This is a genomic window from Amycolatopsis sp. NPDC004169 (assembly GCF_040610315.1).
Lineage (GTDB): Bacteria > Actinomycetota > Actinomycetes > Mycobacteriales > Pseudonocardiaceae > Amycolatopsis.
The window spans coordinates 52,020-75,445 of the sequence record NZ_JBEXMD010000017.1 but is presented as its reverse complement, the minus strand read 5'-3'; the positions used below and the strand labels follow the sequence as shown (position 1 = coordinate 75,445).

Below are 23,426 nucleotides of genomic sequence, written 5' to 3'. Positions count from 1 at the left end.
AAGATGTCCCGACGGTTCCTCACCGGTGCAGTGTCGGCCGGGCTGGTGCTGGTCCTGGCCGCGTGCAGCGGTACGACCAAGAACGACAACGCCGCCTCCGGCGCGGGTGAGTCCACCGCGGCGGCGAACCCGAACGCCGCGGCGAAGGAGGGCGTCAAGATGGCGTTCCTGCCCAAGCAGCTGAACAACCCCTACAGCGACATCGAGGTCAGCGGCGGCAAGGAGGCCCTCGGCGAGCTGAAGGGCGAGTACAAGCTGGTCGGGCCGAACGACGCCAGCGCGTCCTCGCAGGTCAGCTACATCAACACGCTGATCCAGCAGCAGCAGGACGTCATCGGCATCGCCGCGAACGACCCGAACGCGGTGTGCCCGTCGCTCAACCAGGCCCGCAGCGCCGGCATCAAGGTCGTCGCGTTCGACTCCGACGCCGCCAAGGACTGCCGCGACGTCTTCATCAACCAGGCCACCACCCAGGGCATCGGCGAGGCGCTGGCGAAGCAGGCGAAGGACCTTTCCGGCGGCTCCGGCGAGGTCGCGGTCCTGTCGGCGACGCCGAACGCCACCAACCAGAACGCCTGGATCGACGTGTTCAAGAAGGAACTGGCCAAGCCGGAGTACGCGAGCCTGAAGCTGGACAAGGTCGCCTACGGCAACGACGACGACCAGAAGTCGTTCCAGGAGGCCCAGGGCCTGCTGCAGTCGTTCCCCAACCTCAAGGTGATCGTCGCGCCGACCACGGTCGGCATCGCCGCCGCCGCGCGGTACGTCAGCTCGTCCAGCTACAAGGGCAAGGTCGCGGTGACCGGGCTCGGCACGCCGAACCAGATGCGGGCCTTCGTCAAGGACGGCACGGTCAAGCAGTTCGCGCTGTGGAACCCGGCGGACATCGGCTACCTCGCCGCCTACGCCGGTGTCGCGCTCAAGTCCGGCCAGATCACCGGCAAGACCGGCGAGAAGTTCAAGGCGGGCAAGCTCGGCGAGTACACCATCGGCGAGAACGGCGAGATCGTGCTCGGCCCGCCGACGACGTTCGACGCGAACAACATCGACAAGTTCGACTTCTGATGCCACGGTACTGCTTCTGCCTCCAGGTCAAGCCGGACCGGAAAGCCGCGTACGCCGAGCGGCACCGGGCGGTGTGGCCCGAGATGCGGCAGGCCCTGCACGACACCGGCTGGCGCAACTATTCGCTGTTCCTCCGCGACGACGGCCTGCTGATCGGGTACGTCGAGGCGGACGACCTCGAAGCCGCACGGGCCGCGATGGCGGAGACCGACGTCAACACCCGCTGGCAGGCGGAGATGGCGGAGTTCTTCACCGGCCTCGACGGCCGTCCGCCGGATGCGGGGTTCCAGCTGCTCGACGAGGTCTTCCACCTCGACGTCCGGGAAGGACAGTGATCGCCATGGGTGACTTGACCGCGGTCAAAGCGGCGTTGCGGGCCCAGCGCATCGAAACGCCGTCGTGGGCGTACGCGAACTCGGGCACCCGGTTCAAGGTGTTCCCGCAACCCGGGGTGCCGCGCACTCCGGAGGAGAAGGTCGCCGACGCGGCGGTCGTGCACCGGCTCACCGGGGTGGCGCCGAGCGTGGCGCTGCACATCCCCTGGGACCGGGTGGACGACTACGCCGCGCTGACCGTGTACGCGCGGGACCTCGGCATCGAAATCGGCGCGATCAACACGAACGTCTTCCAGGACGAGGACTACAAGCTCGGCTCGGTGACCAACCCGGACGCGGGGATCCGCCGCAAGGCGACCGATCACCTGCTGGAAGCCATCGACATCATGGACGCGACCGGGTCGCGCGATCTGAAGCTGTGGTTCTCCGACGGGATCAACTACCCGGGTCAGGACGACATCCGCGACCGCCAGGACCGCCTCGCGGCGGCGTTGCGCGAGACCTACGACCGGCTGGGTCCGGACCAGCGGATGTTGCTGGAGTACAAGCTGTTCGAGCCGGCGTTCTACGCCACCGACGTGCCGGACTGGGGCACCTCCTACGCCCACTGCATCGAGCTGGGCGAGAAGGCGACCGTCTGCATCGACACCGGTCACCACGCTCCGGGGACGAACATCGAGTTCATCGTGGCGTTCCTGTTGCGGGCGGGGAAGCTGGGTGCGTTCGACTTCAACTCCCGCTTCTACGCCGACGACGACCTGATGGTGGGGGCGGCGGATCCGTTCCAGCTCTTCCGGATCATGTACGAGATCGTCCGGGCGGATGCGTTGGATCCGGCGTACGGGATCGCGTTCATGCTGGACCAGTGCCACAACATCGAGGCGAAGATCCCGGCGATCATCCGGTCGGTGATGAACGTCCAGGAAGCCACGGCGAAGGCGCTGCTGGTGGATCGCCCGGCGTTGCGGGTGGCGCAGCTGTCGGGTGACGTGCTGGGCGCGAACGCGGTGCTGATGGACGCCTACAACACCGATGTCCGGCCGCTGCTGGCCGAGCTGCGGGAGGAGGCCGGGCTCGATCCGGATCCGGTCGCGGCGTACCACCGCAGCGGGTACCAGGAGAAGATCGTGGCCGAGCGGGCCGGTGGGCAGCAGGCGGGGTGGGGAGCATGAGCGTGCCGGCGCAGCTGATCGCGCGCAGCAACGCGCTGGGGGCCGACCCGCGCAACACGAACTACGCCGGCGGCAACACCTCCGCCAAGGGGGCCGTCACCGACCCGGTGACCGGCGCGCCGACGGAGGTGCTGTGGGTCAAGGGTTCCGGCGGTGATCTCGGCACGCTGACCGAGGCGGGGCTGGCCGTGCTGCGGCTGGACCGGCTGCGGTCCCTGGTCGACGTCTACCCGGGTGTCGAGCGCGAGGACGAGATGGTCGCCGCGTTCGACTACTGCCTGCACGGCCGCGGCGGCGCCGCGCCCTCGATCGACACCGCGATGCACGGTCTCGTGGAAGCCGCGCACGTGGATCACCTGCACCCGGACTCCGGGATCGCCCTCGCGACCGCGGCGGACGGTCCGGCGCTGACCAAGGAGTGCTTCGGTGACCGGGTCGCCTGGGTCGGCTGGCGGCGCCCCGGCTTCCAGCTCGGCCTCGACATCGCCGCGGTCAAGGCCGCGAACCCCCAGGCGATCGGCGTGATCCTCGGCGGGCACGGCATCACCGCCTGGGGCACGACCTCCGAGGAATGCGAGCGGAACTCCCTGGAGATCATCCGGACCGCCGAAGCTTTCCTGTCCGAGCGGGGTGCGCCGGAGCCGTTCGGGCCGGTCGTCCCGGGCTTCGAAGCTCTCCCCACGGAGGAACGGCACGCGCGCGCCGCGGCCTTGGCGCCGGTGGTCCGCGGTCTGGCCTCGACCGACCAGCGCCAGGTCGGGCACTACACCGACAGCGAGGTCGTGCTCGAGTTCCTCTCCCGGGAGAAGCTGCAGCCGCTCGCCGCGCTGGGGACGTCGTGCCCGGACCACTTCCTGCGCACCAAGGTCCGGCCCCTGGTCGTGGACCTCCCGGCGACCGCGCCCCTCGAGGACGTCGTCGCGCGGCTGAAGGAACTGCACGCCGAGTACCGCGACTCCTACCGGGCCTACTACGAGCGGCACGCGGAGGCCGATTCGCCCGCGATGCGCGGCGCGGACCCGGCGATCGTGCTGGTCCCGGGCGTGGGGATGTTCTCCTTCGGCAAGGACAAGCAGACCGCCCGGGTGGCGGGGGAGTTCTACGTCAACGCCATCAACGTCATGCGCGGCGCCGAAGCCGTCTCGACCTACGCACCGATCCCGGAGAGCGAGAAGTTCCGGATCGAATACTGGTCCCTCGAAGAGGCCAAGCTGCAACGGATGCCGAAACCCAAACCCCTCGCCGGGCGGATCGCCCTGGTCACCGGCGCGGGATCCGGGATCGGCAAGGCCATCGCCCAGCGGCTCGCCGCCGAAGGTGCGTGCGTGACGATCGCGGACCTGAACGGGGACGCGGCGGCGGAGGTCGCTGCGGAGGTCGGCGGCACGGCGGTCGTCGCCGACGTCACCGACGCCGCCGCGGTGCAGGCGGCGATCGACGCGACCGTGCTGGCGTACGGCGGGATCGACCTGGTGGTCAACAACGCGGGCCTGTCCATCTCGAAGCCGCTGCTGGAGACCACCGAACGCGACTGGGACCGGCAGCACGACGTGATGGCCAAGGGCTCGTTCCTGGTCGCGAAGGCGGCGGCGAAGGCGATGATCGATCAGGGCATCGGCGGCGACGTCGTCTACATCTCTTCGAAGAACTCGGTGTTCGCCGGCCCGAACAACGTCGCCTACGGCGCGGCGAAGGCCGACCAGGCCCACCAGGTCCGGCTCCTGGCCGCCGAGCTGGGCGGGCACGGGATCCGGGTCAACGGCGTCAACCCCGACGGGGTCGTCCGGGGTTCGGGCATCTTCGCCGGCGGCTGGGGTGCCCAGCGCGCCGCGGTCTACGGCGTCGAAGAGGCCAAGCTCGGCGAGTTCTACGCCCAGCGGACCATCCTCAAGCGCGAAGTCCTGCCCGAGCACGTCGCCGCCGCGGTGTTCGCCCTCACCGGCGGCGACCTCACCCACACCACCGGCCTGCACGTGCCGGTGGACGCCGGGGTGGCCGCCGCGTTCCTGCGTTAGGAGAACCGATGACGCTCGACCGGATCACCCCGCGCCGCACCCGGGTCGGCCTCGTCTCGGGCGGGCTCGGTGCGTACTGGCCGCAGTTCCCGGCGCTGCTGCCCCGGCTGCAGGCTTCGGCGCGGCGCGTCACCGAGCGGCTGTCCACTCTGGACTGCGAGGTGGTCGACGCCGGGTTCGTCTCGGACGCGCAGGAGGGCGCGGCCGCGGCGGAGAAGCTGCGGGTGGCCGGGTGCGACCTGATCGTCGGCTTCCTCACGACGTACCTGACCTCGAACATGCTGGCCCCGGTCGCGCAGCGCTCGGGCGCGCCGGTGCTGCTGCTGAACCTGCAGCCCACCGAGGCGATGGACCACGAGTCCTTCGACACCGGCGCGTGGCTGGCCTACTGCGGCGCCTGCCCGTTGCCGGAGATGGCCAATGCGTTCCGGCGCCTCGGCGTCGAGTTCCGCTCGGTGTCCGGGTACCTCGAGGACAGCCGGGCGTGGACGCGGATCGAGCGCTGGATCAAGGCCGCGGGTGTTCGTGCGATACTGCGCCACGGCCGCCACGGGCTGCTCGGGCACCTCTACCCGGGCATGATGGACGTCGCCACCGACCCGACGCTGGTGTCGGCCCAGCTCGGCGGGCACGTCGAGATCCTGGAGGTCGACGACCTGCGGGTGCGCGTGGAGCAGGTCACCGAGGCCGAAACGAAGGACCGCGTCGAGCTGGCCCGTGAAGTGTTCACTGTGGACGAGTCCGTACTGGACGAAGACTTCGCGTGGGGCGCGCGGGTGTCCGTCGCCCTCGACCGGCTCGTCGACGACTTCTCGCTCGACTCCCTGGCCTACTACCACCGCGGTCTCGACGGCGAGACGCACGAGCGCGTCGGCGCCGGGTTCATCCTCGGCGCGTCCCTGCTCACCGCCCGTGGCATCCCGGCCGTCGGCGAGTACGAGCTGCGGACGTCACTGGCCATGCTGGTCATGGATCGCCTCGGCGCGGGCGGCTCGTTCACCGAGCTGCAGGCGCTGAACTTCCGCGACCGGGTGGTCGAGATGGGCCACGACGGGCCGGCCCACCTGGGCATCAGCGCCCGCAAGCCGCTGCTGCGCGGCCTCGGCGTCTACCACGGCAAGCGCGGCTGGGGCGTGTCGGTGGAGTTCGACGTCAAGCACGGGCCGGTGACGCTGTGCGGGCTCGGCCAGCGCCGCGACGGCACGTTCGCGCTCGTCGCGGCGGAAGGCACGGTGGTGCCCGGGCCGCTGCTGCGGATCGGCAACACCACGTCCCGCGTCGACTTCGGCTGCGACCCGGGGGAGTGGACCGACGCCTGGTCCGCCAGCGGCATCGCGCACCACTGGGCGCTCGGCACCGGCCACCGCGTCGCCGAACTGACCGCGGTCGCGGACCTGCTCGGCCTGGAGCTGACGGTGGTGCGTCCGTGAAGCGGGTGGCGGCCGTCGACCTCGGCGCGTCCAGCGGGCGCGTGATGGCCGGGACGGTCGGGCCGTCGCGGCTGGCGGTGGAGGAAGTGCGGCGCTTCCCGAACGGCGGCGTCCGCGCGGGGCCGGCGCTGTACTGGGACATCCTGGGCCTCTACCGCGAGAGCGTGGCCGGGATCCGGGAGGCCGGGCGCCTGGACGGCGTCGGCATCGACTCCTGGGCGGTCGACTACGGGCTCCTCGACGACCGCGGCGCGCTGCTCGGCAACCCGGTCCACTACCGCGATTCCCGGACCGACGGCGTGCCGGCCAAGGTCGCCGGTCTCGTGTCCGCCCGCTCGCTCTACGACGTCACGGGACTGCAGCAGCTGCCGTTCAACACGCTCTACCAGCTGGTGTCCGAAGGCGACCGGCTCGAGGCGGCGTCGACCGTGCTCCTCATCCCCGACCTGCTGAACCACTGGCTCACCGGCTCGATCGGCGCCGAGCGGACGAACGCGTCGACGACCCAGCTGTACGACGTCCGCGCGCGGACCTGGGCCACTTCGCTGGCCTCGCAGGTCGGCATCCCGCCCCGGCTGCTGCCGCCGCTGCGCGACCCGGGCACGGTGGTGGGCACGGCGGACGAGCTGGCCGGCCTGCCGGTGGTGGCGGTGGGCTCGCACGACACGGCGTCGGCGGTGGTCGCGGTGCCCGCGTCGCCCGAGACGAACTTCGCCTACATCTCGTCGGGCACCTGGTCCCTCGCCGGCCTGGAGCTGGCGGCCCCGGAGCTGAGCGACGAGGCACTGGCGGCGAACTTCACGAACGAGGGCGGCGTCGACGGCACGATCCGCTTCCTGCGCAACGTGATGGGCCTGTGGGTGCTGTCGGAGACACTGCGCACGTGGTCGGCACCGGACCTGCCCGGCCTGCTGGCCGCGGCGGCCGCGGCACCCCCGCTGGCGGCGGTGGTCGACATCGACGCGCCGGAATTCCTGCCCCCCGGCGACATGCCGTCCCGGATCGAGGCAGCCTGCCGGGCGACGGGCCAGCGTCCGCCGGCCGACCGGCCGGCGGTGGTCCGCTGCATCGTCGACAGCCTGGCCTTGGCGCACCGCCGCACGATCCACGAGGCGGCCCGGATCACCGGCCGCCAGGTCGACGTCATCCACCTGGTGGGCGGCGGAGCCCGCAACGAACTGCTGTGCCAATCGACGGCGGACGCCTGCGGAGTCCCCGTCCTGGCGGGGCCGGTGGAGGCGGCGGCGCTGGGCAACGTGCTGGTCCAGGCCCGGGCACTGGGGGAGGACCTGCCGGACCTGACGGCGATGCGGGCGCTGGTGCGCGAGACGCAGCAGATCCTCCGTTACGACCCATCGGGTACCGGCGACTGGGCGGCCGCCGAGGCCCGGCTGCGCGGTTGACGGCCCCGGAGTTCGGTCAGCAGTCCGCGAGCTTCCTGACGGCAGAGTGCGCTGAGCAGGGCCAGTTCCCGGGCCGCACGGATCCGGATATAGCACGGGATGCCCTCGTCGTGTGCCAGTTCGCGGCACACGAGCGCAGCTGCCTCGCGGTAGCCGCGGTGAAGTGCGGACATTGATTCGGCGCAGCGCAGCCTGGTCACCGGGCTGAGGGCCGGATCTTCGGCCATGGCGCGCAGTGCGAGGGCGGCCTCGTACGGCTCCTGCCGTCCGATGGCTTCGAGAATCCGGATCCGGGCCGTGACGTTCGCGATCGTGTGGAGTTCGTGGAGAAGGTTCACCAGTTCGTCGCGCAGATCGGGGCGGATACGCCCGAGCGTTCGTGCGGCGTCGATCCGCACCAGGACGGGTAATGTCCCGTCGGTCGTCATTGTTTGCAATCGTTCCGTGGCGAGCGCCCGACCTTGCGCTCCGAAGGTCGCGAGGTCCTCGGCGGCCCGCCAGCGCAGGGCGGGCCGGGACGCTGGATCTTCCGCGATGGCCGCGAGAACGCGGGCGCCTCGCTCGCGATCTTCGCGCCGGTAGTGGCACATCCGGTTAGCCGCCTCCCATCGCGTCGCTGCGCGGGCCCGAGCGTCGTCACGGAGCGCCCGAATGTCTTCGAACCGCCCGAGCGCGGCGAGCAGTTCGATCCGGACCTGGTCAGCGAGGCGGCTGTCGGACAGCAGTTGGGCCAGCCTCACCCGGTCGGCCTCCGTCAGGGGTTCGGGAGCCAGCCGGATGAGGAGGGCGGCGGCCTCGATCCGGTGCCGCCAGGTCCGGTCTTCGCCGTCGAGAGCGGCGCGGGCGTCCGCGAGCACGCGCGCCCGCCATGTCCGATCGAGCTCTGCGAGGGCCAGGAGCCGTTGCACACGGACGCGCCCGCTTCCGCCGAGCTCGGCCAACACGGCGACGGCTTGGGGGACGAGGCACGGGGAGAGCTTCCCGAGTGCGGCCGCGGCGGCAACCCGGTCGGCCCGGTCCGTCTCGGGCCCGGTCAGCGTGTCGCGAAGCGCGGCCTCGGCTTCGCTCGCCACGGCCCAGTTGTCCCAATAGCCGGCCGTCACCTCCGTCCAATTAGTGATCGAAGCCGTGTAGTCGGCGAGCGTCGCCCGGGAGACAGCTCGGAACTCGGCCGCCGGCAGGTACCGGGCCGCTCTCTGTCGCACGGTGTTCGACGTCGCCGGGGCATAGACGATGGCCCGCGCCAGTGGCACCAGTTCGGCCGATGTCAGGTCGGCCCACCTGAGCCCGTTCAGCGCCCGTTCGCGTTCGGTGTCGCGGAGATCGGAACGGCCGGCCAAACGCCGAAGCACGGCCATTGCGGCGCTGTGCTGGGTCACGTCGAGCCGCACCAGCCGATCTGCTGCTTCGCAGCGGTGGGAAACGGGTTCGGCCTCGTCGTCGAGCACCTTGCGGTGAAAGGCGATTGCCTCGTCCGCCGTGGCCGGGTCGAGCTCCGCCAGCCGTATGACTGCGTCGGTTCGCCACGTGAACTGGAGATGTTCGTCCGTCGCTTGCGAGCGAAGCTTCGCCAGTGCTTCCTCAGCCCGTTCAGGACGAGCTGCGAACAGCAGGCCGTCCCACTTTTCTTGCACCCAGATTTTGGCTTCCACGGCCGAAAGGTCCGGCCACGCGTCTTCCGGCACGTCCGCGCCGAGGGTGGCGAGTTCTTCGCGGTATCCGAACCAGGTATCGGGCGCGAGGACAGGCCAGAGAGGCAGCACGATGGCGACGGCAGTAGGCAGTTCCAATCGTTGTGTCCGGGCGAGAATCATGGCCGCCTCGGCTCGCTGGGGACCGGTGATCGACTCGTCGGACAACAAGGCATGCATGGCCTCGTCGAGCCGGGGGTCGGACACGTCGAGCTCGGCCAAGGCTTCGGCCACCGCACAGACAAGCTCGGCGGGAGCCTGCCGGGTCAGCGCGGCCGAGATGAGCACCTCGGCCAGTTCGGCCCGTCGGGCTGCGTTCACGCTGGAGAAGGCGGCGACCGACGAAGCGATTTTCGCTGCAGGTATTTCGCGTCGTTCCAGGAGCTCGAGCAACCCGGCGACCCCGTCGGCGTGGTGGTGCCGGCCAAGGTTGACCAGGCCGCGGGCGGCGGCCAGCCGGTGACGCACGCCACGAGCCGAATCCTGCAGGACCGCCGTGAGGGCGGCCGCTGTGGCGTGGGGATCAGTGTCATCGAAGAAGCGCCCTTCCGACGCGTGCGCTTCCCAGGCCCTCGCTTCCCTGGGGCCGGCGAGATCGAGAAGTGCCCGCGATGCCTGATCGTGGAACTCCGGGCCGAGCAATTTCAGAGCCTGCCAAGCCGACACGCGAAGCTCGGGATCGGCGGTACGGCCGGAGGCGATCTCGAGCACGTGCCGGGCTGCCTCGGCGTGGAACTCCGGGCCGAGGCGGATCAGCTCCCGGCCGGTGTGGACCCGCACCTCCGGGTCGGCGTCCCGATTCGCCAGATTCCGGAGCAAGGCGCGCACGGCCGCCGTCCGGTGCGGCTCGCCGAGGTCGGCGAGCTTGCTCCAGGCCGTCATCCGGTCGTAGCCCGAGGCACGAGGATCTCTCACCAGCCGGTTCAGCTCCCGTACCGCATCCGAGTGGTGTTCCGGGCCCAAGTCGACCAGGGCGTGGGCCATCCAGAGCCGGGCGTTGGTGTTGGCGAGCCGGTCCGCGGAGATGGTGTGGAGCAGTGCGAGTGTTCGCTCACGGAGCTCCGGCCCGAACTCGGCGAGTGAGATGGCGATGATCATTCGGGAGGGTGCGCCCGTTCGTCGGTTGGAAGCCGCCGCGAAGAGCAGCTCACCCGCCTCGAGCCGGTGCTCGGGGCCCAGTTCGGCGAGCACACGGGCCACAGTCACGTGAAGGTGGCTCTTTCGTCGGTCGGCCAGCCGGGATTTGAGCGCTGCGGCCGCCTCCGCAAGGTTTTGGGCCCCCAGTGACGCCAAGCCCAAAGCCGCGTTGCGCATGGCGGCGACAGAGCCGTTCCGCCTGCTCAGAACGGCGCGGAAGAGTTCGGTGCAGCGGTGTTCGTGTCCCGCGCTGACTTCGAGGAGGCCCATGGCGGCCTGGACTTGGTCGTCCTGCGTCGACATCGGGTTGTCGAGAAGCCCGAGTAGGGTGTCGACCGCCTTGGACCGGGGTTTCGAGCCCAGACCGGCGAGGACGATCGCGGCGTTGCGGCACTGGAACGCGGTTGCGGTGGGGTCCGTCAACACCGAGAGCAGCCCGGCCACGGCCGCAGCGCGTTCGCTCGCTCCGCAGTCGGCCAGCGCTTTTGCTGCTTCGAACCGGAACTCGACCGAGATCGCCTCGTCGGCCACGAGCGACCGCAGCATGGTCACCCCGTCCTGGCGATCCGGGCCGTACAACCGTACGGCCAGGGCCCGGCCTGCCTCGATCCGTGATTCCCACGGTGCCGTTTCGTCTCGCATGAGGTGACACAGCCACTCCGCCAGGCCCGGATGGTGCGCGGCCCGGCTCACCTGGGCGAGAATCGCCTGGGCCGGGTATTGGGTGCTCATCGCCCAGGCCCTGGCCGTAGTCAGGAAGGCGTCGGTGACGTCGGTGCTCGCCGGCGCGTGCCAGGCGAGGAGCTGCGCGCCGAGAACCTGCATGGTCGCGGTGCCCGCGTGCAGGTACCCGATCAAGCGGTCGGTCTCGCCGAGGTGCAGGCGCGTGTAGTGCAGCAGGACGAACCGGGCATGACGGCCGCGTTCGCCCGGGCGTGCGCTGTGCAAGAGCCGGACGAACTGTCCGGCCTCCGGGTCGAACCGGTAGGGCAGCAGGCGTGCGTGCGCGGTCGCCGCGAGGTGCTCGGCGAAACTGTGGTGGAGGAACCCCACGTCCCCACCCCGGGAAACGAACGGCCCGACGGTGGTGAGGTACGTCGTCAGCTCGTCGCGCCAGTTCGTGCTGCCGCAGGCGTGTGCCACATGGCCCGCTGCCCAGTCGCAGGCGGCCGCCAGGAGGGAGGTGTCTTCTTCGAGACGCACCCGGCCCAGGTGTTCGAAGAGGCTTTCGCGGTGATCGTCCCACGGTGCGGGTCCGATCGACCGGGCGGAGTGGAGGTACGCCAGGTAGGCCTCGTAAAGCTCGAACCGGTTGTCCGGAAGCGGCCGGTCGTCGTCCTGCTCGAACATGATCGCGGCGATCGTGGCCAGCAGGGGAACACGGACCAGTTCGTCGAGGTTCGCGTCGTGCACCTGGCGGACAAACCGTCCGGCGGCGTCGTCTTCGACGAACCAGTTGGCGGCGAAGCGGCACAGGGCCTCCTCGTCGAAGGGCAGGAGTTCGTAGCGCGCCGCACCGGCTCTGTGGAACGGCACCAGCGCGGCGCCGGCGATCGGCCGGGTGGTCAAGACGATCCGGAAGTGCGCCGAAGCCTCGTCGGAAGCCCGAGCGGCCAGTACTTTGACCAGTCGATCACGCAGATCGAGGTCGGCGACTTCGTCCAGCCCGTCCACGAGCAGCAGCCACCGGCAGCCCGCCATCCGGCCGGCCAGCGTCCCGGCGTCGAACGGGAACATGAGCAGTGCGCCGTACTCGGCCAGGACGCATTGCGCCAGGCCCTGGACGAACGCCATGTCGAGCCGTGTGGCGAGTTCCCGTGCGGGCAGCCGCAACGGCACCACCGGTTCGGCGAGGGGAGGGGCGCTGTCACCGCCGGACCAGCGAGCGGCGATGTCTGCGGCCAGCCGCAGCGAAAGCGTCGACTTCCCCTGGCCGGGCCCGCCGGTCACCAGGAGGTGATCGTCTTCGTCGAGGGCTGCTTGCACCGTGCGGGACGGCGGGCGCACCACCACCCGCGTCAACGGACGGGCAGGCACGTCGATCTGCCTGCCCTGGCTGTCCAGCATCGGGAGCGGGCGCGTCGGTTCGGGCGGCTGTGTTTCCGTGCCGCTGCTCACCTCCTGGCGCACGTAGACCGCCTCGAGCGACGGCTGCCGAGCGCCGTGTAGCCGGTATGGCAGATCCTCGGCGGTCCGCACCTGGGCTCGCAGGAGCGCCTCGATCGCCGGCGGCAGCTCCGGCAGGTCGTCCCACCCCTGCGGCGGATCGGCCACGGGTTCCGGCGCCGGAGTGCCCGCATTGACGTAGACCCCACCGTGTACCGTGCCGATCTGCAGCGCGGTGGTGACGGGGCCGTCGATCCGGTTGCGCGTCGCCGGCTGCCGATCCTGCTCCACGGCTCCTCCGGTTCAGAGGTTGATGTTGCCGTGGATGTCGCGCCCCTGCACGACTTTGCCCGTGACAGTGCCTGTCACCTGGTTGTGCACGCTCCCGTGGCTGTACGACACCTTCTGCCACTCCGTCCGCAGCGCTTCGGCGAACTCGCCATCCTCCACCTCGGCTTCCGCCAACCGCTCGGCGAGCGCCGTGATCGGGCGGGACTCCTCCGGTGCCTCCGTGGCCGCCTCCAGGAGCGCAACCGCCGCGAGGTCCTTTGCGAACTTGCGTTTGACCAGGTCGTACAGACCGGTCGCACCCTTCGCGGCCAGTGCGGCCGCGATGGAGATCAGGATCGGTTCGGGCATACGTGCCAAGCTAGCCGCGCACGTCGTGCCGCAGCTACGGCCAGCCGGGCACGACATTTCCCGCAGCGGTGGGAGAGCGCTCTCACAGCTGGTAGAAAGGACAGGTGACGACGCAGCCGCCCACACTGGAGGACGTCGCGCGGGTCGCCGGTGTTTCGCGCGCCACCGTGTCCCGTGTGGTGAACAGCGTGCGCAACGTCGATCCGAAGCTGCGGGAGACCGTCGAACGGGCCATCGCCGACACCGGGTACGTGCCGAACCGGGCGGCGCGGTCGCTGGTCACCCGGCGGACCGGCGGGGTCGCGCTGGTCGTGTCCGAACCGGAGCGGCACGTCGAGGCGTTCACCGGTGGCGTGTTCGGCGACCCGTTCTTCGGCCGGGTCGTCGAAGGCGTGGTCGCGCACCTGCGCCCGCACGGGCTGCACCCGCTGCTGATGCTCGTCGACAGCGACGAAGAGCGGGCCAAGCTGGTGTCGAAGCTGCGGCAGGAGCAGGTCAGCGGGGTGCTGCTGATCTCGCTGCACCCGGCCGAGGACCCGCTCCCGCACGCGCTGACCGGCGCGGGCATCCCCACGGCGTTGTTCGCGCGGCCGGGCCGTCCGGCGCCGGTCTGCTACGTCGACGTCGCCCACCAGGACGGCGCCCGGCTCGCGGCGGAGCGGCTCGTCGCGCGGGGCTGCCAGCGCGTCGCCACGATCGCCGGACCCGCGGGCACCCCGGCGGGGCAGGACCGGCTGGCCGGCTTCCGCGACGCGATGGCCCGCCGCGGCCACGCCTACGTCGCCGTCGCCGAGGGCGACTTCACCGAGCACGGCGGCGAGCGCGCGATGGAGCTCCTGCTCGCCGAGGAGCCCGCCCTGGACGGGCTCTTCGTGGCCAACGACCTGATGGCGTACGGCGCGCTGACGGTGTTGCGCGAAGCGGGCAAGCGCGTCCCGGACGACGTGGCGGTCGTCGGCTTCGACGACAGCCGCATCGCGCTCAGCTGCCGCCCGCGGCTCACCACGATCCGCCAGCCGGTCGAGGAGATGGGCGCGGCGATGGCCCGGATGGTCCTGGACCGGATGGCCGACCCGGGCCTGCGCGCGGAGTCGGTGATCTTCGAGCCGGAGCTCGTGGTCCGCGACTCGGCCTGAGAGGACGCCCGAGGAAGACCGACGGGCTCGCCGACGAGCAGCTGCGCCGGGTGCTGATCGGCTCGGGCACCACGCTGCCCGGGCTGGTCCATCACCTGACGCCGGCCGAGCAGGTCGGTTCGACCACCACATCGCGGGCGGACCGGACCCGGCGATGTCGGGATGGCGGTCCCCGCGGGCCGCACCGCGGCCGAAGTCCCGGTCGGCTTTGACGCGGCGATCCGGGTCGCCGGGGGTCCGGACCGCCCGGCACGCGGGGCACGCCGACATCCTGCGGGAGCAGCTCGACGGGGTGACCGGCCGCTGATCTGTCCGGGACAAGTTCCACTCAGTGGTCTGGACATCGGCCGAGGCGCTGTGCTCAGCTTTCCAACGTTGTAACGCCGACGCGTCCCCGTTGTAACACCCCGCGTCCCCTTCACCGGAACGGAGTTTCCGCCGTGCGGACCAGAACAGCGAGAACCATCCGGCGGGCCTGCGCGCTCGCCGTCGCCGGGAGTGCCGTCGCCGCGGTGAGCGTCGCGACGCCCGCCGTCGCCGGGCCGGCGCGGCAGACCGTCACCGCAGGCAACGCGCGCTTCCAGGTGCTGTCGCCGACCCTGATCCGCACCGAATACGCCGGCGACGGCCGCTTCACCGACGCCGCCACCTACAACGCCGTCGGCCGCGGCTCCTTCACTCCGACGTCGTACACCAGCACGGTCTCCGGTGGCGTCCTCACGATCAAGACCAGCGCGACGACGCTGACCTACCGGCTGAACTCCGGCCCGTTCGACGGCGGCAACCTCGAGATCCGCACCACCGCGGGCGCGACCCCGGTGCTCGCGGCCCCCTGGCACCACCTGACCTGCACGGCAGGCGCCCGCTGCGAGGCCGAAGACCTCACCGCCGACGGCGTCGGCGTCGCCACCGACCACTCGGGCTACACCGGCGAAGGCTTCCTCGCCGGGTTCGAGAGCACCGGCACCTCGGTGACCGCGGACGTCTCCACACCCACCGCGGGCACCTACTCGCTGACCGCCCGCTACGCCAACGGCCAGGGCGGCGACGGCCAGCACGTCACCCGCACCCTCAGCGTGAGCGTCGACGGCGGCGCGGCGCAGAAGCTCACCCTGCCCGTGACGGCCGACTGGAACACCTGGGGCCCGGCCTCCGTCGCGCTCACCCTCGGCGCGGGCCATCACAGCGTCCGCCTCGAACGGACCGCCGCCGATTCCGGGAACATCAACCTCGACGGCCTGGCCGTCCTGACCGCCGGTGCCGCCTTCCCGCCGGCCTCGGCGCGGGCGATCACCGGCTGCCCGGCCGGCGTGAGCTGCGAAGCCGAGGCCGGGCTGCGGTCGGGCTCCGCGGTCGTGGCGACCGACCACACCGGGTACGCCGGACGCGGGTTCGTCGCCGAGCTCAACCGCGGCTCGACGCTGACCCACCGCGTCTCGGACGTCCCGGCCGACGGCTCCTACCTGCTGCACGTCCGCTACGCCAACGGGACCGGCGGCGACGGCCGCCACGAAACGCGCACCGCCGCCGTCACCGCGAACGGCGTCACCCGCACGCTGAGCCTGCCGGTCACCGACGGCTGGGACGCGTGGGCGAGCGCGTCCGTGCCGGTGGACCTGAAGGCGGGCGCGAACGACGTCGTCCTCGGCTGCCCCGAGGACACCAGCTGCCACGTCAACCTCGACACCGTCGCCGTCACCCCGGCCGGCGCCACGGCGCCGCCACCGCACCTCGCGCTCGGCGGCTACCGGCGCGGCCTCGACGGCGTCAACGGCGACAACGGCGCGCCGTCGACCACCGAAGGGCTGCTCCACTCCGACGGCTGGTACCTGCTCGACGACACACCTTCCGCGCTGTACGACACGCGCACCCGCGCGGTGACGCAGCGGCCGTCCCACGGCGGCAGCCCCTACCAGGACGGCTACCTGTTCGCGTTCGGCCACGACTACAAGGCCGGGCTGCGCGACCTCGCGACGCTGACCGGGCCGCCGCAGCTGCTGCCGCGCTGGGCCTACGGCGTCTGGTACTCCGAGTACATCGACCGCACCGCGGCCGACTACCGCGACACCATCCTGCCCCGGTTCCGCAGCGAGGGCGTCCCGCTGGACGTCCTGGTGACCGACACCGACTTCAAGGCACCGGACACCTGGAACGGCTGGCAGTTCGACACGGCCAAGTTCCCCGACCCGGCCGGCTTCTTCGCCTGGTCGAAGGCCCAGGGCCTGCACAACAACCTCAACATCCACCCCAGCATCATGGGTTCGGACCCGCAGTTCGCCCGCGCGCAGGCGACGGCGAAGGGCAAGCTGGCCAAGTCCGGCTGCGGCAGCGACTGCTACGTCTTCGACTGGGGCGACCCGGACCAGCTGAAGGCCTACCTCGACCTGCACGCCGGGATGATGCAGCAGGGCAACGACTTCTGGTGGCTCGACTGGTGCTGTGACGCCTCGCGGTCGAGCCTGCCCGGCGTGACGCCCGACGCGTGGATCAACCAGCAGTACGCCGACCTCGCGGCCCCCGCGACCGGCCGCGGGTTCGTCATCTCGCGGGCGTACGGCTCGCTGCAGGCGGGCGGCTACGGCGGCCCGACCGGGCTGGCGACGGGGCCGTGGGCCGACAAGCGCAGCACGCTGCACTTCACCGGCGACACGTCCTCCACGTGGGGAACGCTGCGGCTGGAGGTCGGCATCACCCCGGCGGAGTCGGCCGCGACCGGCATGTCGGCGATCAGCCACGACATCGGCGGCCACAACGACACCACGGGCCTGCGCGGCAGCGAGACCTACACCTCGGGCGGCCAGCAGCGCCAGACGGTCAAGCTGCCGGACGACCTGTACGCGCGCTGGGTCCAGCTCGGCACGTTCCAGCCGATCGACCGCCTGCACAGCAACCACAGCGACCGGCTGCCCTGGCAGTACGGCGACGCGGCGAAGGCGTCGGCGACGAAGTTCCTGAACCTGCGCGAGAACCTGGTGCCCTACACCTACACCCTGGCCCAGGAAGCCGCAACGACCGGCGTGCCGGTGGTCCGGCCGACGTACCTGGAGTACCCGGACGAGCCTGCCGCGTACGCGGCCGCCCAGAGCGAGTACTTCTACGGGCCGGACATGCTGGTGGCGCCGGTGACGTCCCCGGGCACGTCGGCGACGACGTCGGTGTGGTTCCCGCCGGGGCAGTGGACGGACTACTTCACCGGCAAGACGTACGCGGGCGGGACGACCCAGCAGGTGACGTCCGACCTGGGGACCATGCCGGCGTTCCTGCGCGCGGGCGGCATCGCCGTCACCCGCACGGCCGATGTCACCAACGACGTGCAGAACCCGCTGAACCGGGCGACGGTCACGGTGGCGCCGGGCGGGGCGGGGACGTTCTCGCTGTACGAGGACGACGGCGTTTCGTCGTCGCGGTCGGCGTCGACGAAGATCACCTACAGCGAACGCGCCGGGGCCCACACGGTCACGGTCGCGCCCGCGCAGGGCTCCTACCGGGTGGCACCGCGCGAGTGGACCGTGAAGTTCCTCGGCGTCGCGGCGGCGCCGAGCCGGGTGAAGGTGGGCAACGGCTGGGCGCCGTCGTCGGCGTGGAAGTGGGATGCGGCGACGAAGACGCTGACGGTGACCGCACCGGCCCGGCCGGGACGAGCTCCGGTGACCGTCACGTATTGACCCCCGGTGGGCGGAGCCGGAAATGCCGCCGGGGCCACGGATCGCCGTGGCCCCGGCGGCTTTCACCCGAGCAGCTCGGTTTCCCGTGCGCCCTCGGCGCCGGCCAGCCGGGCCAGCTCGCGGGTCTCCGCGTCCGCACCGTTCGCCTGCTCGCCGCCGGCGAGCACGACGAGCTGGGCGGCGTGCGCCCGCAGCAACGCGACCAGCCGCCGGTCGAACCCGGCACCCCGTTCGCTCCGCAGGGCCACCAGGTCGGCCGCGGTGACCATGCCCGGCATCCGGTGTCCACTGTGGACATCGGCGGCCGGCAGCCCGGCCCGGTCGCGGACGGCTCGCAGGCGGCCCAGCAGCTGCTCCAGCGGCCCCGTGCAGGCTTCGGCCGCCGAGCGGACCTGCGGGCTCTCGGCGTGCTCCGGGGCCAGCCGGGCGGCGGCCAGTGCGTTCTCCGTCATCGGCACCACCAGCTGCAGCCAGGCCACGTCGGTCGGGTTGACGGCCGCGGGGGCGGCGGGCCCGGGGACGGCGGGGCCGGCGGTGGTGGTGGCGCATCCGCCCATGGTCACTGCCACCACCACCGCCGACCCCAGGACACGCAGCCTCACGGCCGTCCGGGCAGCCGGTAGTTCGGCCCGAGCACGGTGCCGCGGTCGGGCTTGTACAGGTCGAACCCGCGCGGGTCGCACTGCAGGCCGCCGTTGATGCAGTGCTTCACCAGCGCCGCCAGCGTCTCGGGGTCCCACGCGTTGAAGAAGTCGTAGTGCCACGAGTACCCGCGTCCGCTGGCCAGGTGCACGCCGGACATGTCGCCGCTGACCGGGAACGCCATCTTGAACTCCAGCATCGGCACGGCCACCGGGTGGTCGGCCGGGCAGACCAGCGTCGCCCGGTCCGGGTAGGCCAGGTGGCTCTTGTGGTCGGCCGAATCGAGGTGGACGCCGTCCCAGCAGCTCGGCGCCTGGTAGCGGATGTTGAGCTGGCTGCCGTCGACGCACCGCACCGGGATGTCCCAGTTGTGGAAGCTGTCACCGCACTCCCAGCCCTCGATGGCGCCGGGGGCGTGCTGGAACTCGTCCTGCGTCGCCGTGACGCTCCCGGCGACGTACCGCAGGCCGGGCGGGAACGGCACCACCTTCGTGTAGTCGAGGATGCCGGACTTGTAGTAGACGACCTGCGCGAAGTTCGGCAGCACCACCTGGTTCCCGTTGTACACCGTCGGGAACCAGTACGCGGACAGGTCGTCCGGGGCCAGGCAGGTCGTGTTGCCGACGCCGGCGTTCTGCAGCGACTGCAGGGTGGTGGCCGCGTTGGTGGTCTTGTTGCCGAGGAACGTGTGGTCGTGGGACGCGCCGGGCAGCCCGGGGTAGACGATCGGGTCGTCCGGCTGGTGGTGGCTCGGGGAGCAGTTGACCTGGAACTCGTGGTGGGTCACCAGGTCGTCGGCCCCGGCGGGCGACCAAGTGGCCGCGGTCAGGAAGGCGCCTGCCAGCACGGTGGCGGCGGTGCAGGCGAGGAGCGCGGCTTTCGTTGCCAAGGGTCCTCCACGGTGAGGGTGCCTGGAATGGGAGAGCGCTCTCCCACAGCATGCGCAGCTGGGCGTGAACCTGTCAAGAAGGACCCGCTTCCGCCACCGGACAGTCGTTGTCGGGTTGGCGGCGGAGCCTTGACAGCGGCGGGGTGCGCGGCGAACCATCGGTCGCGCCGGAGAGCGCTCTCCAAGCGCCGTTCCCCTGCCGTACGGGAGTCATCGTGGACCGACCGTCGTTCGTCCGTGCCGTCCGGGCGCTGGTGGCCCTGCTGGTGCTGGGCCTGCTCGCCGTCCCGTCGCCGGCGCACGCCGCGACCCTGCTTTCGCAGGGCAAGCCCGCGACCGCGTCGAGCAGCGAGGGGGCCGGGACACCGGCGTCGGCGGCTGTGGACGGCGACCCCGGCACCCGCTGGGCGAGCGCCTGGAGCGACCCCCAGTGGCTGCAGGTCGACCTCGGCGCGCCGGCCGAAATCAGCCAGGTCACGCTGAACTGGGAGGCCGCCTACGCGACCGCGTACGAAATCCGGGTTTCCGACGACGCGACCACGTGGCGGACCGCCTACAGCACCACGACCGCGACCGGCGGGACGCAGAACCTCACGGTCACCGGGCACGGCCGGTACGTCCGCCTCCACGGCACCCACCGCGTCGGCGGTTACGGGTATTCGCTGTGGGAGTTCCAGGTCGGCGGGGCCTGGACGCAGGACGGCCCGGGCACCACGCGGGTGACCGGCACGCAGGGGAACTGGCAGCTCACGGTCGACGGGACGCCGTGGACCGTCAAGGGCCTCACCTGGGGGCCGCCGACCGGCGAAGCGGCCGCGCGGATGCCGGAACTGCACGCGATCGGCGTCAACACCGTGCGCACCTGGGGCACCGACGGCACGACGCTGCCCCTGCTCGACGCGGCCGCGGCCAACGGGATCAAGGTCATCAGCGGGTTCTGGCTGCAGCCCGGCGGCGGCCCGGGCAGCGGTGGCTGCGTCGACTACACCACGGACACGAACTACCAGGATTCGATGCTCGCCGAGATCCGGAAGTGGGTCACCGCGTACCGGGCGCACCGCGGGGTGCTGCTGTGGAACGTCGGCAACGAGTCCATCCTCGGGATGCAGAACTGCTACTCCGGCACCCAGCTGGAGCAGGAGCGGATCGCCTACGCCCGGTTCGTCGACCAGGCGGCGCAGGCGATCCACGCCATCGACCCGAACCACCCGGTCACCTCGACCGACGCCTGGACCGGCGCGTGGCCGTACTACCGGGCGTACGCGCCGAACCTCGACCTCTACGCGGTGAACTCCTACGCCCACGTCTGCCAGGTGAAGCAGGACTGGCTCGCGGGTGGCTACACGAAGCCGTACGTCATCACCGAAACCGGCCCGGCCGGTGAGTGGGAGGTGCCCAACGACGGCAACGGTGTCCCCGCGGAACCGACCGACCAGCAGAAACGCGACGGCTACGCCAACGCCTGGAACTGCGTGCTGGCCCACCCCGGCGTGGCCCTCGGCGCCACGCTGTTCCACTACGGCACCGAGGGCGACTTCGGCGGCGTCTGGTTCAACATCACCACGGGCAACGAGAAGCGGCTGTCCTGGTACGCCGTCCGACGGCTCTACAGTGGACAGACGGGCGGCAACACCCCGCCGGTGATCGCCTCGATGGACCTCAGCCGGGCCACCGGCGTCCCGGCGGGCGGCACCTTCACGGTGACCGCCGGGGTGTCCGATCCGGACGGTGACCCGGTCACCTACACCATGGGCTACAACAGCAAGTACCTCAACAACGCCTCGGGGCTGATCCCGGCCCAGTTCACCGGGAACGGCACGTTCACCGTCACCGCGCCGCAGCAGCCGGGCGTCTGGAAGCTGTACCTGTACGCCCGGGACGGCCACGGCAACGTCGGCATCGAGACGCGTTCACTGCGGGTGCTCTGACCCCGAGCCGGAGCAGCGGCGGGTCGAAGACCGGTGGGGCCGCCTCGTCAGAGGCGTTCGACGCGGTCGGCCTGCGGGCCCCGGTCGCTCTGCCGCACCGCGTACCGGACCCGGTCACCCTTCTGCAGCGGCTCCGACCCCATGATCACGGACGCGTGGGCGAAGAGATCGTCGCCGCCTGCGTCCGGGGTGATGAAGCCGAAGCCGCGGTCGGCGTCGTAGCGCGCGACGACGCCCTCGCCGCCTCGTACGGGCACGTGCCGCGCCGCCGGCCCCGCGGCCGCGGCAGGTGCCGACCGGTGCGGCGCCGTCGGGGGCTCGGCGCCCCGGACCAGGTGCACGTCGCGGGCCTGCGGGCCCTTGTCCCCACTGGCCACCTCGTAGGCGACGCGGTCGCCCTCCGCGAGCCACGTCAGCCCTTCGGCCAGGGCCCGGGCGTGCACGAAGACGTCCCCGGCGCCGGAGTCGGGGTTGATGAAGCCGAAGCCCTTGTCCTCGTCGTACCAGGCCACCGTGCCGTCGGCGCCGTCCGCGACACCGGCCGCAGCGGGTGAGCCGGCCCCTGGTCCCAGCGGGATCACGTGCCCGGCCTGCGGGCCGCGCTCGCCTTCGACGATCAGGAAGGCCACCCGCTGCCCCTCGGTGACCACGCCGCCGGTCACGATGGCGGAGCTGTGCACGAAGATGTCGGCGCCGCCGCCGTCCGGCGACGCGAAGCCGTACCCCTTGCCCGGCTCGTACCAGTTGATGGTGCCGAGCAGGCCCACGGCGCTGCCGGTGGCCGCATCGGCGGTCACGCGAACGCGCAGCGCCTGGGGCCCGCGGTCGTTCTCGCCGACCTCGAACACGACGGCCTGTCCCTCGCGGAGCACTTTCCCGCCGCCGTCCCCGACGATCTCGGAGGCGTGCACGAACACGTCCGGCGAGCCGTCCTCGGGCGCGAGGAAGCCGAAACCCCGTTCGGCGTCGAACCAGCGGACGGTTCCTTGCGGCATCAAAAGCTCCAGGTCGAGAGGGCGGGCACGGGCCCCAGTCTCTCTGACCGACCTCGCGGTCCGTCGGCCGGGCCCACCGGCGGCGGTGCGGAGCCAGGGCGGGCCGGGGGTTCACCTGGCGACACGCCGAGTTTCGAGACCAGGTCTTGGTTCGAGACCGGGCACGAACGCGGGGCCATGAGCGGCGTGGCGTGCCGGGGTCGCAGCCGCGAGCGACTACCGGAGTGGTCCCGGCGTGCCGGTGGGGCCACGCGCTCTTCGGCGGCGGCGAGGCCGCCGCCCCGGAGGTCGAGGTGGGCGGGCTCGCCAGGCGGACGACCGCACCGGCTGGTCGCCGCTCCGCCCGCCGGATGCGCGAACTGCTCTTCGTCGCCCGGCCCCGCCTCCCGGGCGGAACCTCGCGCACCGGAACCCTCCGGCGGCGGGCGGATCGTTTCGCCGGGTGCCGCAGTGTCGGTCGAGCCGGGCGTGCCGACCCGGGCCACGAGCAGCTCGAACGGCGGACGAAGAAGGGGCGGCGCGGCGGGCGGGTCGGGCGCGTGGCCACCCCCAGCGGCCACGTGAGACAACCCGCGGGTCGCTGCGCCACCCCGGGCCGGTGTCAAGTTTCCGAAACACCGGTTGGGAGTATCGTAGTCTTTCCGGCACAGGGTGTGTCAAGTTTTCGGAACAGCTACGCTGTCCGGTGTCACGTTTCATGTCTGCAGGTGGTGTGTGGTGAGCGAAGAGCGCAGTTTCGCCGAACGGCTGGCGCACCTGATCGCGACCGTGCACCCGCCGGACCGCAAGCCGTACTCCTACCGGGAGATCGCGCACGGCGTCGCCGAGCAGACCGGCGTCACGATGTCGGCCACGCACGTCCAGCAGCTCGCCGTCGGCGCGCGCAAGGACCCGAAGCGCTCGCACATCCAGGCGCTCGCCCAGTTCTTCGGCGTGCCGGTGACGTACTTCTTCGACGACGAGGTCGCCGGCCAGGTCGATCAGCAGGTCGAGGACGTCCTCGCCTGGCGGGACAGCGAGGCGCGGAACCTGGCGCAGCGAGCCATGCGGCTCTCGCCGCGTGATCGCGAAACCGTCACGGCCCTGCTGGACCAGCTCAGCAGCTACGACGAAACCCGGCAGCGCACCGGACGGCGGCGGAAGCCCGAGTGACGGCGGGCGGCTCCGCTACGATGACC

General features: G+C 71.6%; 15 protein-coding genes and 1 pseudogene. 10 read left to right on the top strand and 6 right to left on the bottom strand.

The window, feature by feature from the left end:
* Window positions 1-3: 3 nt before the first annotated feature.
* Genes rhaS through ABZX11_RS23550 form a run of 6 tightly spaced genes read left to right on the top strand, consistent with a single transcriptional unit; the run spans window position 4 to window position 7,420 of the window.
* On the top strand, window positions 4-1,065 hold the full coding sequence (gene rhaS, locus ABZX11_RS23575; protein ID WP_176169758.1) for a rhamnose ABC transporter substrate-binding protein: 1,062 nt from the start codon (window positions 4-6) through the stop codon (window positions 1,063-1,065).
* Window positions 1,065-1,400, top strand: coding sequence for an L-rhamnose mutarotase (locus ABZX11_RS23570; protein WP_176169757.1), 336 nt, complete (start codon window positions 1,065-1,067; stop codon window positions 1,398-1,400). Before rhaS ends, ABZX11_RS23570 begins: the two co-directional genes overlap by 1 nt.
* A gap of 5 nt (window positions 1,401-1,405) precedes the next feature.
* Window positions 1,406-2,572: an L-rhamnose isomerase gene (gene rhaI, locus ABZX11_RS23565; RefSeq protein ID WP_354916276.1), complete on the top strand. Its 1,167-nt coding sequence runs from the start codon at window positions 1,406-1,408 to the stop codon at window positions 2,570-2,572.
* Window positions 2,569-4,587: a bifunctional aldolase/short-chain dehydrogenase gene (locus ABZX11_RS23560; protein WP_354916273.1), complete on the top strand. Its 2,019-nt coding sequence runs from the start codon at window positions 2,569-2,571 to the stop codon at window positions 4,585-4,587. The genes rhaI and ABZX11_RS23560 overlap by 4 nt, the downstream gene beginning before the upstream one ends.
* A gap of 8 nt (window positions 4,588-4,595) precedes the next feature.
* Window positions 4,596-6,017 (top strand): L-fucose/L-arabinose isomerase family protein, encoded by a 1,422-nt coding sequence (locus ABZX11_RS23555; RefSeq protein WP_354916270.1) that lies wholly within the window; start codon window positions 4,596-4,598, stop codon window positions 6,015-6,017.
* A 5-nt stretch (window positions 6,018-6,022) separates the two neighbouring features.
* The gene (locus tag ABZX11_RS23550) at window positions 6,023-7,420 is read left to right on the top strand and encodes a rhamnulokinase family protein (RefSeq protein ID WP_354916477.1); all 1,398 of its coding nucleotides are present in this window, start codon (window positions 6,023-6,025) and stop codon (window positions 7,418-7,420) included.
* Here the strand turns inward: ABZX11_RS23550 and ABZX11_RS23545 are convergent.
* Window positions 7,363-12,645 (bottom strand): hypothetical protein, encoded by a 5,283-nt coding sequence (locus tag ABZX11_RS23545; protein WP_354916267.1) that lies wholly within the window; start codon window positions 12,643-12,645, stop codon window positions 7,363-7,365. The genes ABZX11_RS23550 and ABZX11_RS23545 overlap by 58 nt on opposite strands.
* A 12-nt stretch (window positions 12,646-12,657) precedes the next feature.
* Entirely contained in the window at window positions 12,658-12,993 is a 336-nt protein-coding gene (locus tag ABZX11_RS23540) for a hypothetical protein (RefSeq protein ID WP_354916264.1), read from the bottom strand.
* Window positions 12,994-13,097: 104 nt separating this feature from the next.
* On the opposite strand from ABZX11_RS23540, the gene ABZX11_RS23535 reads away from it, so the two are divergent.
* Window positions 13,098-14,129 (top strand): LacI family DNA-binding transcriptional regulator, encoded by a 1,032-nt coding sequence (locus ABZX11_RS23535; RefSeq protein WP_354916261.1) that lies wholly within the window; start codon window positions 13,098-13,100, stop codon window positions 14,127-14,129.
* Between the two features lie 440 nt (window positions 14,130-14,569).
* On the top strand, window positions 14,570-17,794 hold the full coding sequence (locus ABZX11_RS23530; protein ID WP_354916258.1) for a TIM-barrel domain-containing protein: 3,225 nt from the start codon (window positions 14,570-14,572) through the stop codon (window positions 17,792-17,794).
* A gap of 62 nt (window positions 17,795-17,856) precedes the next feature.
* On the opposite strand, the gene ABZX11_RS23525 is transcribed toward ABZX11_RS23530, so the two are convergent.
* Together ABZX11_RS23525 and ABZX11_RS23520 are read right to left on the bottom strand one after the other, a co-directional pair.
* Window positions 17,857-18,351: a DUF305 domain-containing protein gene (locus tag ABZX11_RS23525; protein WP_354916474.1), complete on the bottom strand. Its 495-nt coding sequence runs from the start codon at window positions 18,349-18,351 to the stop codon at window positions 17,857-17,859.
* 41 nt (window positions 18,352-18,392) lie between these two features.
* Window positions 18,393-19,325, bottom strand: coding sequence for a DUF1996 domain-containing protein (locus ABZX11_RS23520; RefSeq protein ID WP_176169750.1), 933 nt, complete (start codon window positions 19,323-19,325; stop codon window positions 18,393-18,395).
* 215 nt (window positions 19,326-19,540) lie between these two features.
* Here ABZX11_RS23520 and ABZX11_RS23515 point away from each other — a divergent pair, with 215 nt between their 5' ends.
* Entirely contained in the window at window positions 19,541-21,253 is a 1,713-nt protein-coding gene (locus ABZX11_RS23515; RefSeq protein WP_354916254.1) for a discoidin domain-containing protein, read from the top strand.
* Between the two features lie 47 nt (window positions 21,254-21,300).
* Here the strand turns inward: ABZX11_RS23515 and ABZX11_RS23510 are convergent, their stop codons facing one another.
* Together ABZX11_RS23510 and ABZX11_RS23505 are read right to left on the bottom strand one after the other, a co-directional pair.
* Window positions 21,301-22,020, bottom strand: a complete 720-nt coding sequence (locus ABZX11_RS23510; protein ID WP_354916471.1) for a cold shock domain-containing protein — start codon at window positions 22,018-22,020, stop codon at window positions 21,301-21,303.
* A gap of 30 nt (window positions 22,021-22,050) precedes the next feature.
* Window positions 22,051-22,248 (bottom strand): annotated as a pseudogene (locus ABZX11_RS23505) (cold shock domain-containing protein); the annotation flags it as partial.
* A 717-nt stretch (window positions 22,249-22,965) separates the two neighbouring features.
* On the opposite strand from ABZX11_RS23505, the gene ABZX11_RS23500 reads away from it, so the two are divergent.
* On the top strand, window positions 22,966-23,400 hold the full coding sequence (locus ABZX11_RS23500) for an XRE family transcriptional regulator (RefSeq protein ID WP_176169747.1): 435 nt from the start codon (window positions 22,966-22,968) through the stop codon (window positions 23,398-23,400).
* The last annotated feature ends 26 nt before the right edge of the window (window positions 23,401-23,426 follow it).

What these genes read in the sequence shown, in the direction of transcription:
- ABZX11_RS23555 (WP_354916270.1), top strand. Translation starts at nt 4,596, where the DNA reads ATGACGCTCGACCGGATCACCCCGCGCCGCACCCGGGTCGGCCTCGTC.
- rhaI (WP_354916276.1), top strand. Translation starts at nt 1,406, where the DNA reads ATGGGTGACTTGACCGCGGTCAAAGCGGCGTTGCGGGCCCAGCGCATC.
- ABZX11_RS23525 (WP_354916474.1), bottom strand. Translation starts at nt 18,351, where the DNA reads ATGGGCGGATGCGCCACCACCACCGCCGGCCCCGCCGTCCCCGGGCCC.
- ABZX11_RS23540 (WP_354916264.1), bottom strand. Translation starts at nt 12,993, where the DNA reads ATGCCCGAACCGATCCTGATCTCCATCGCGGCCGCACTGGCCGCGAAG.
- ABZX11_RS23570 (WP_176169757.1), top strand. Translation starts at nt 1,065, where the DNA reads ATGCCACGGTACTGCTTCTGCCTCCAGGTCAAGCCGGACCGGAAAGCC.
- rhaS (WP_176169758.1), top strand. Translation starts at nt 4, where the DNA reads ATGTCCCGACGGTTCCTCACCGGTGCAGTGTCGGCCGGGCTGGTGCTG.
- ABZX11_RS23560 (WP_354916273.1), top strand. Translation starts at nt 2,569, where the DNA reads ATGAGCGTGCCGGCGCAGCTGATCGCGCGCAGCAACGCGCTGGGGGCC.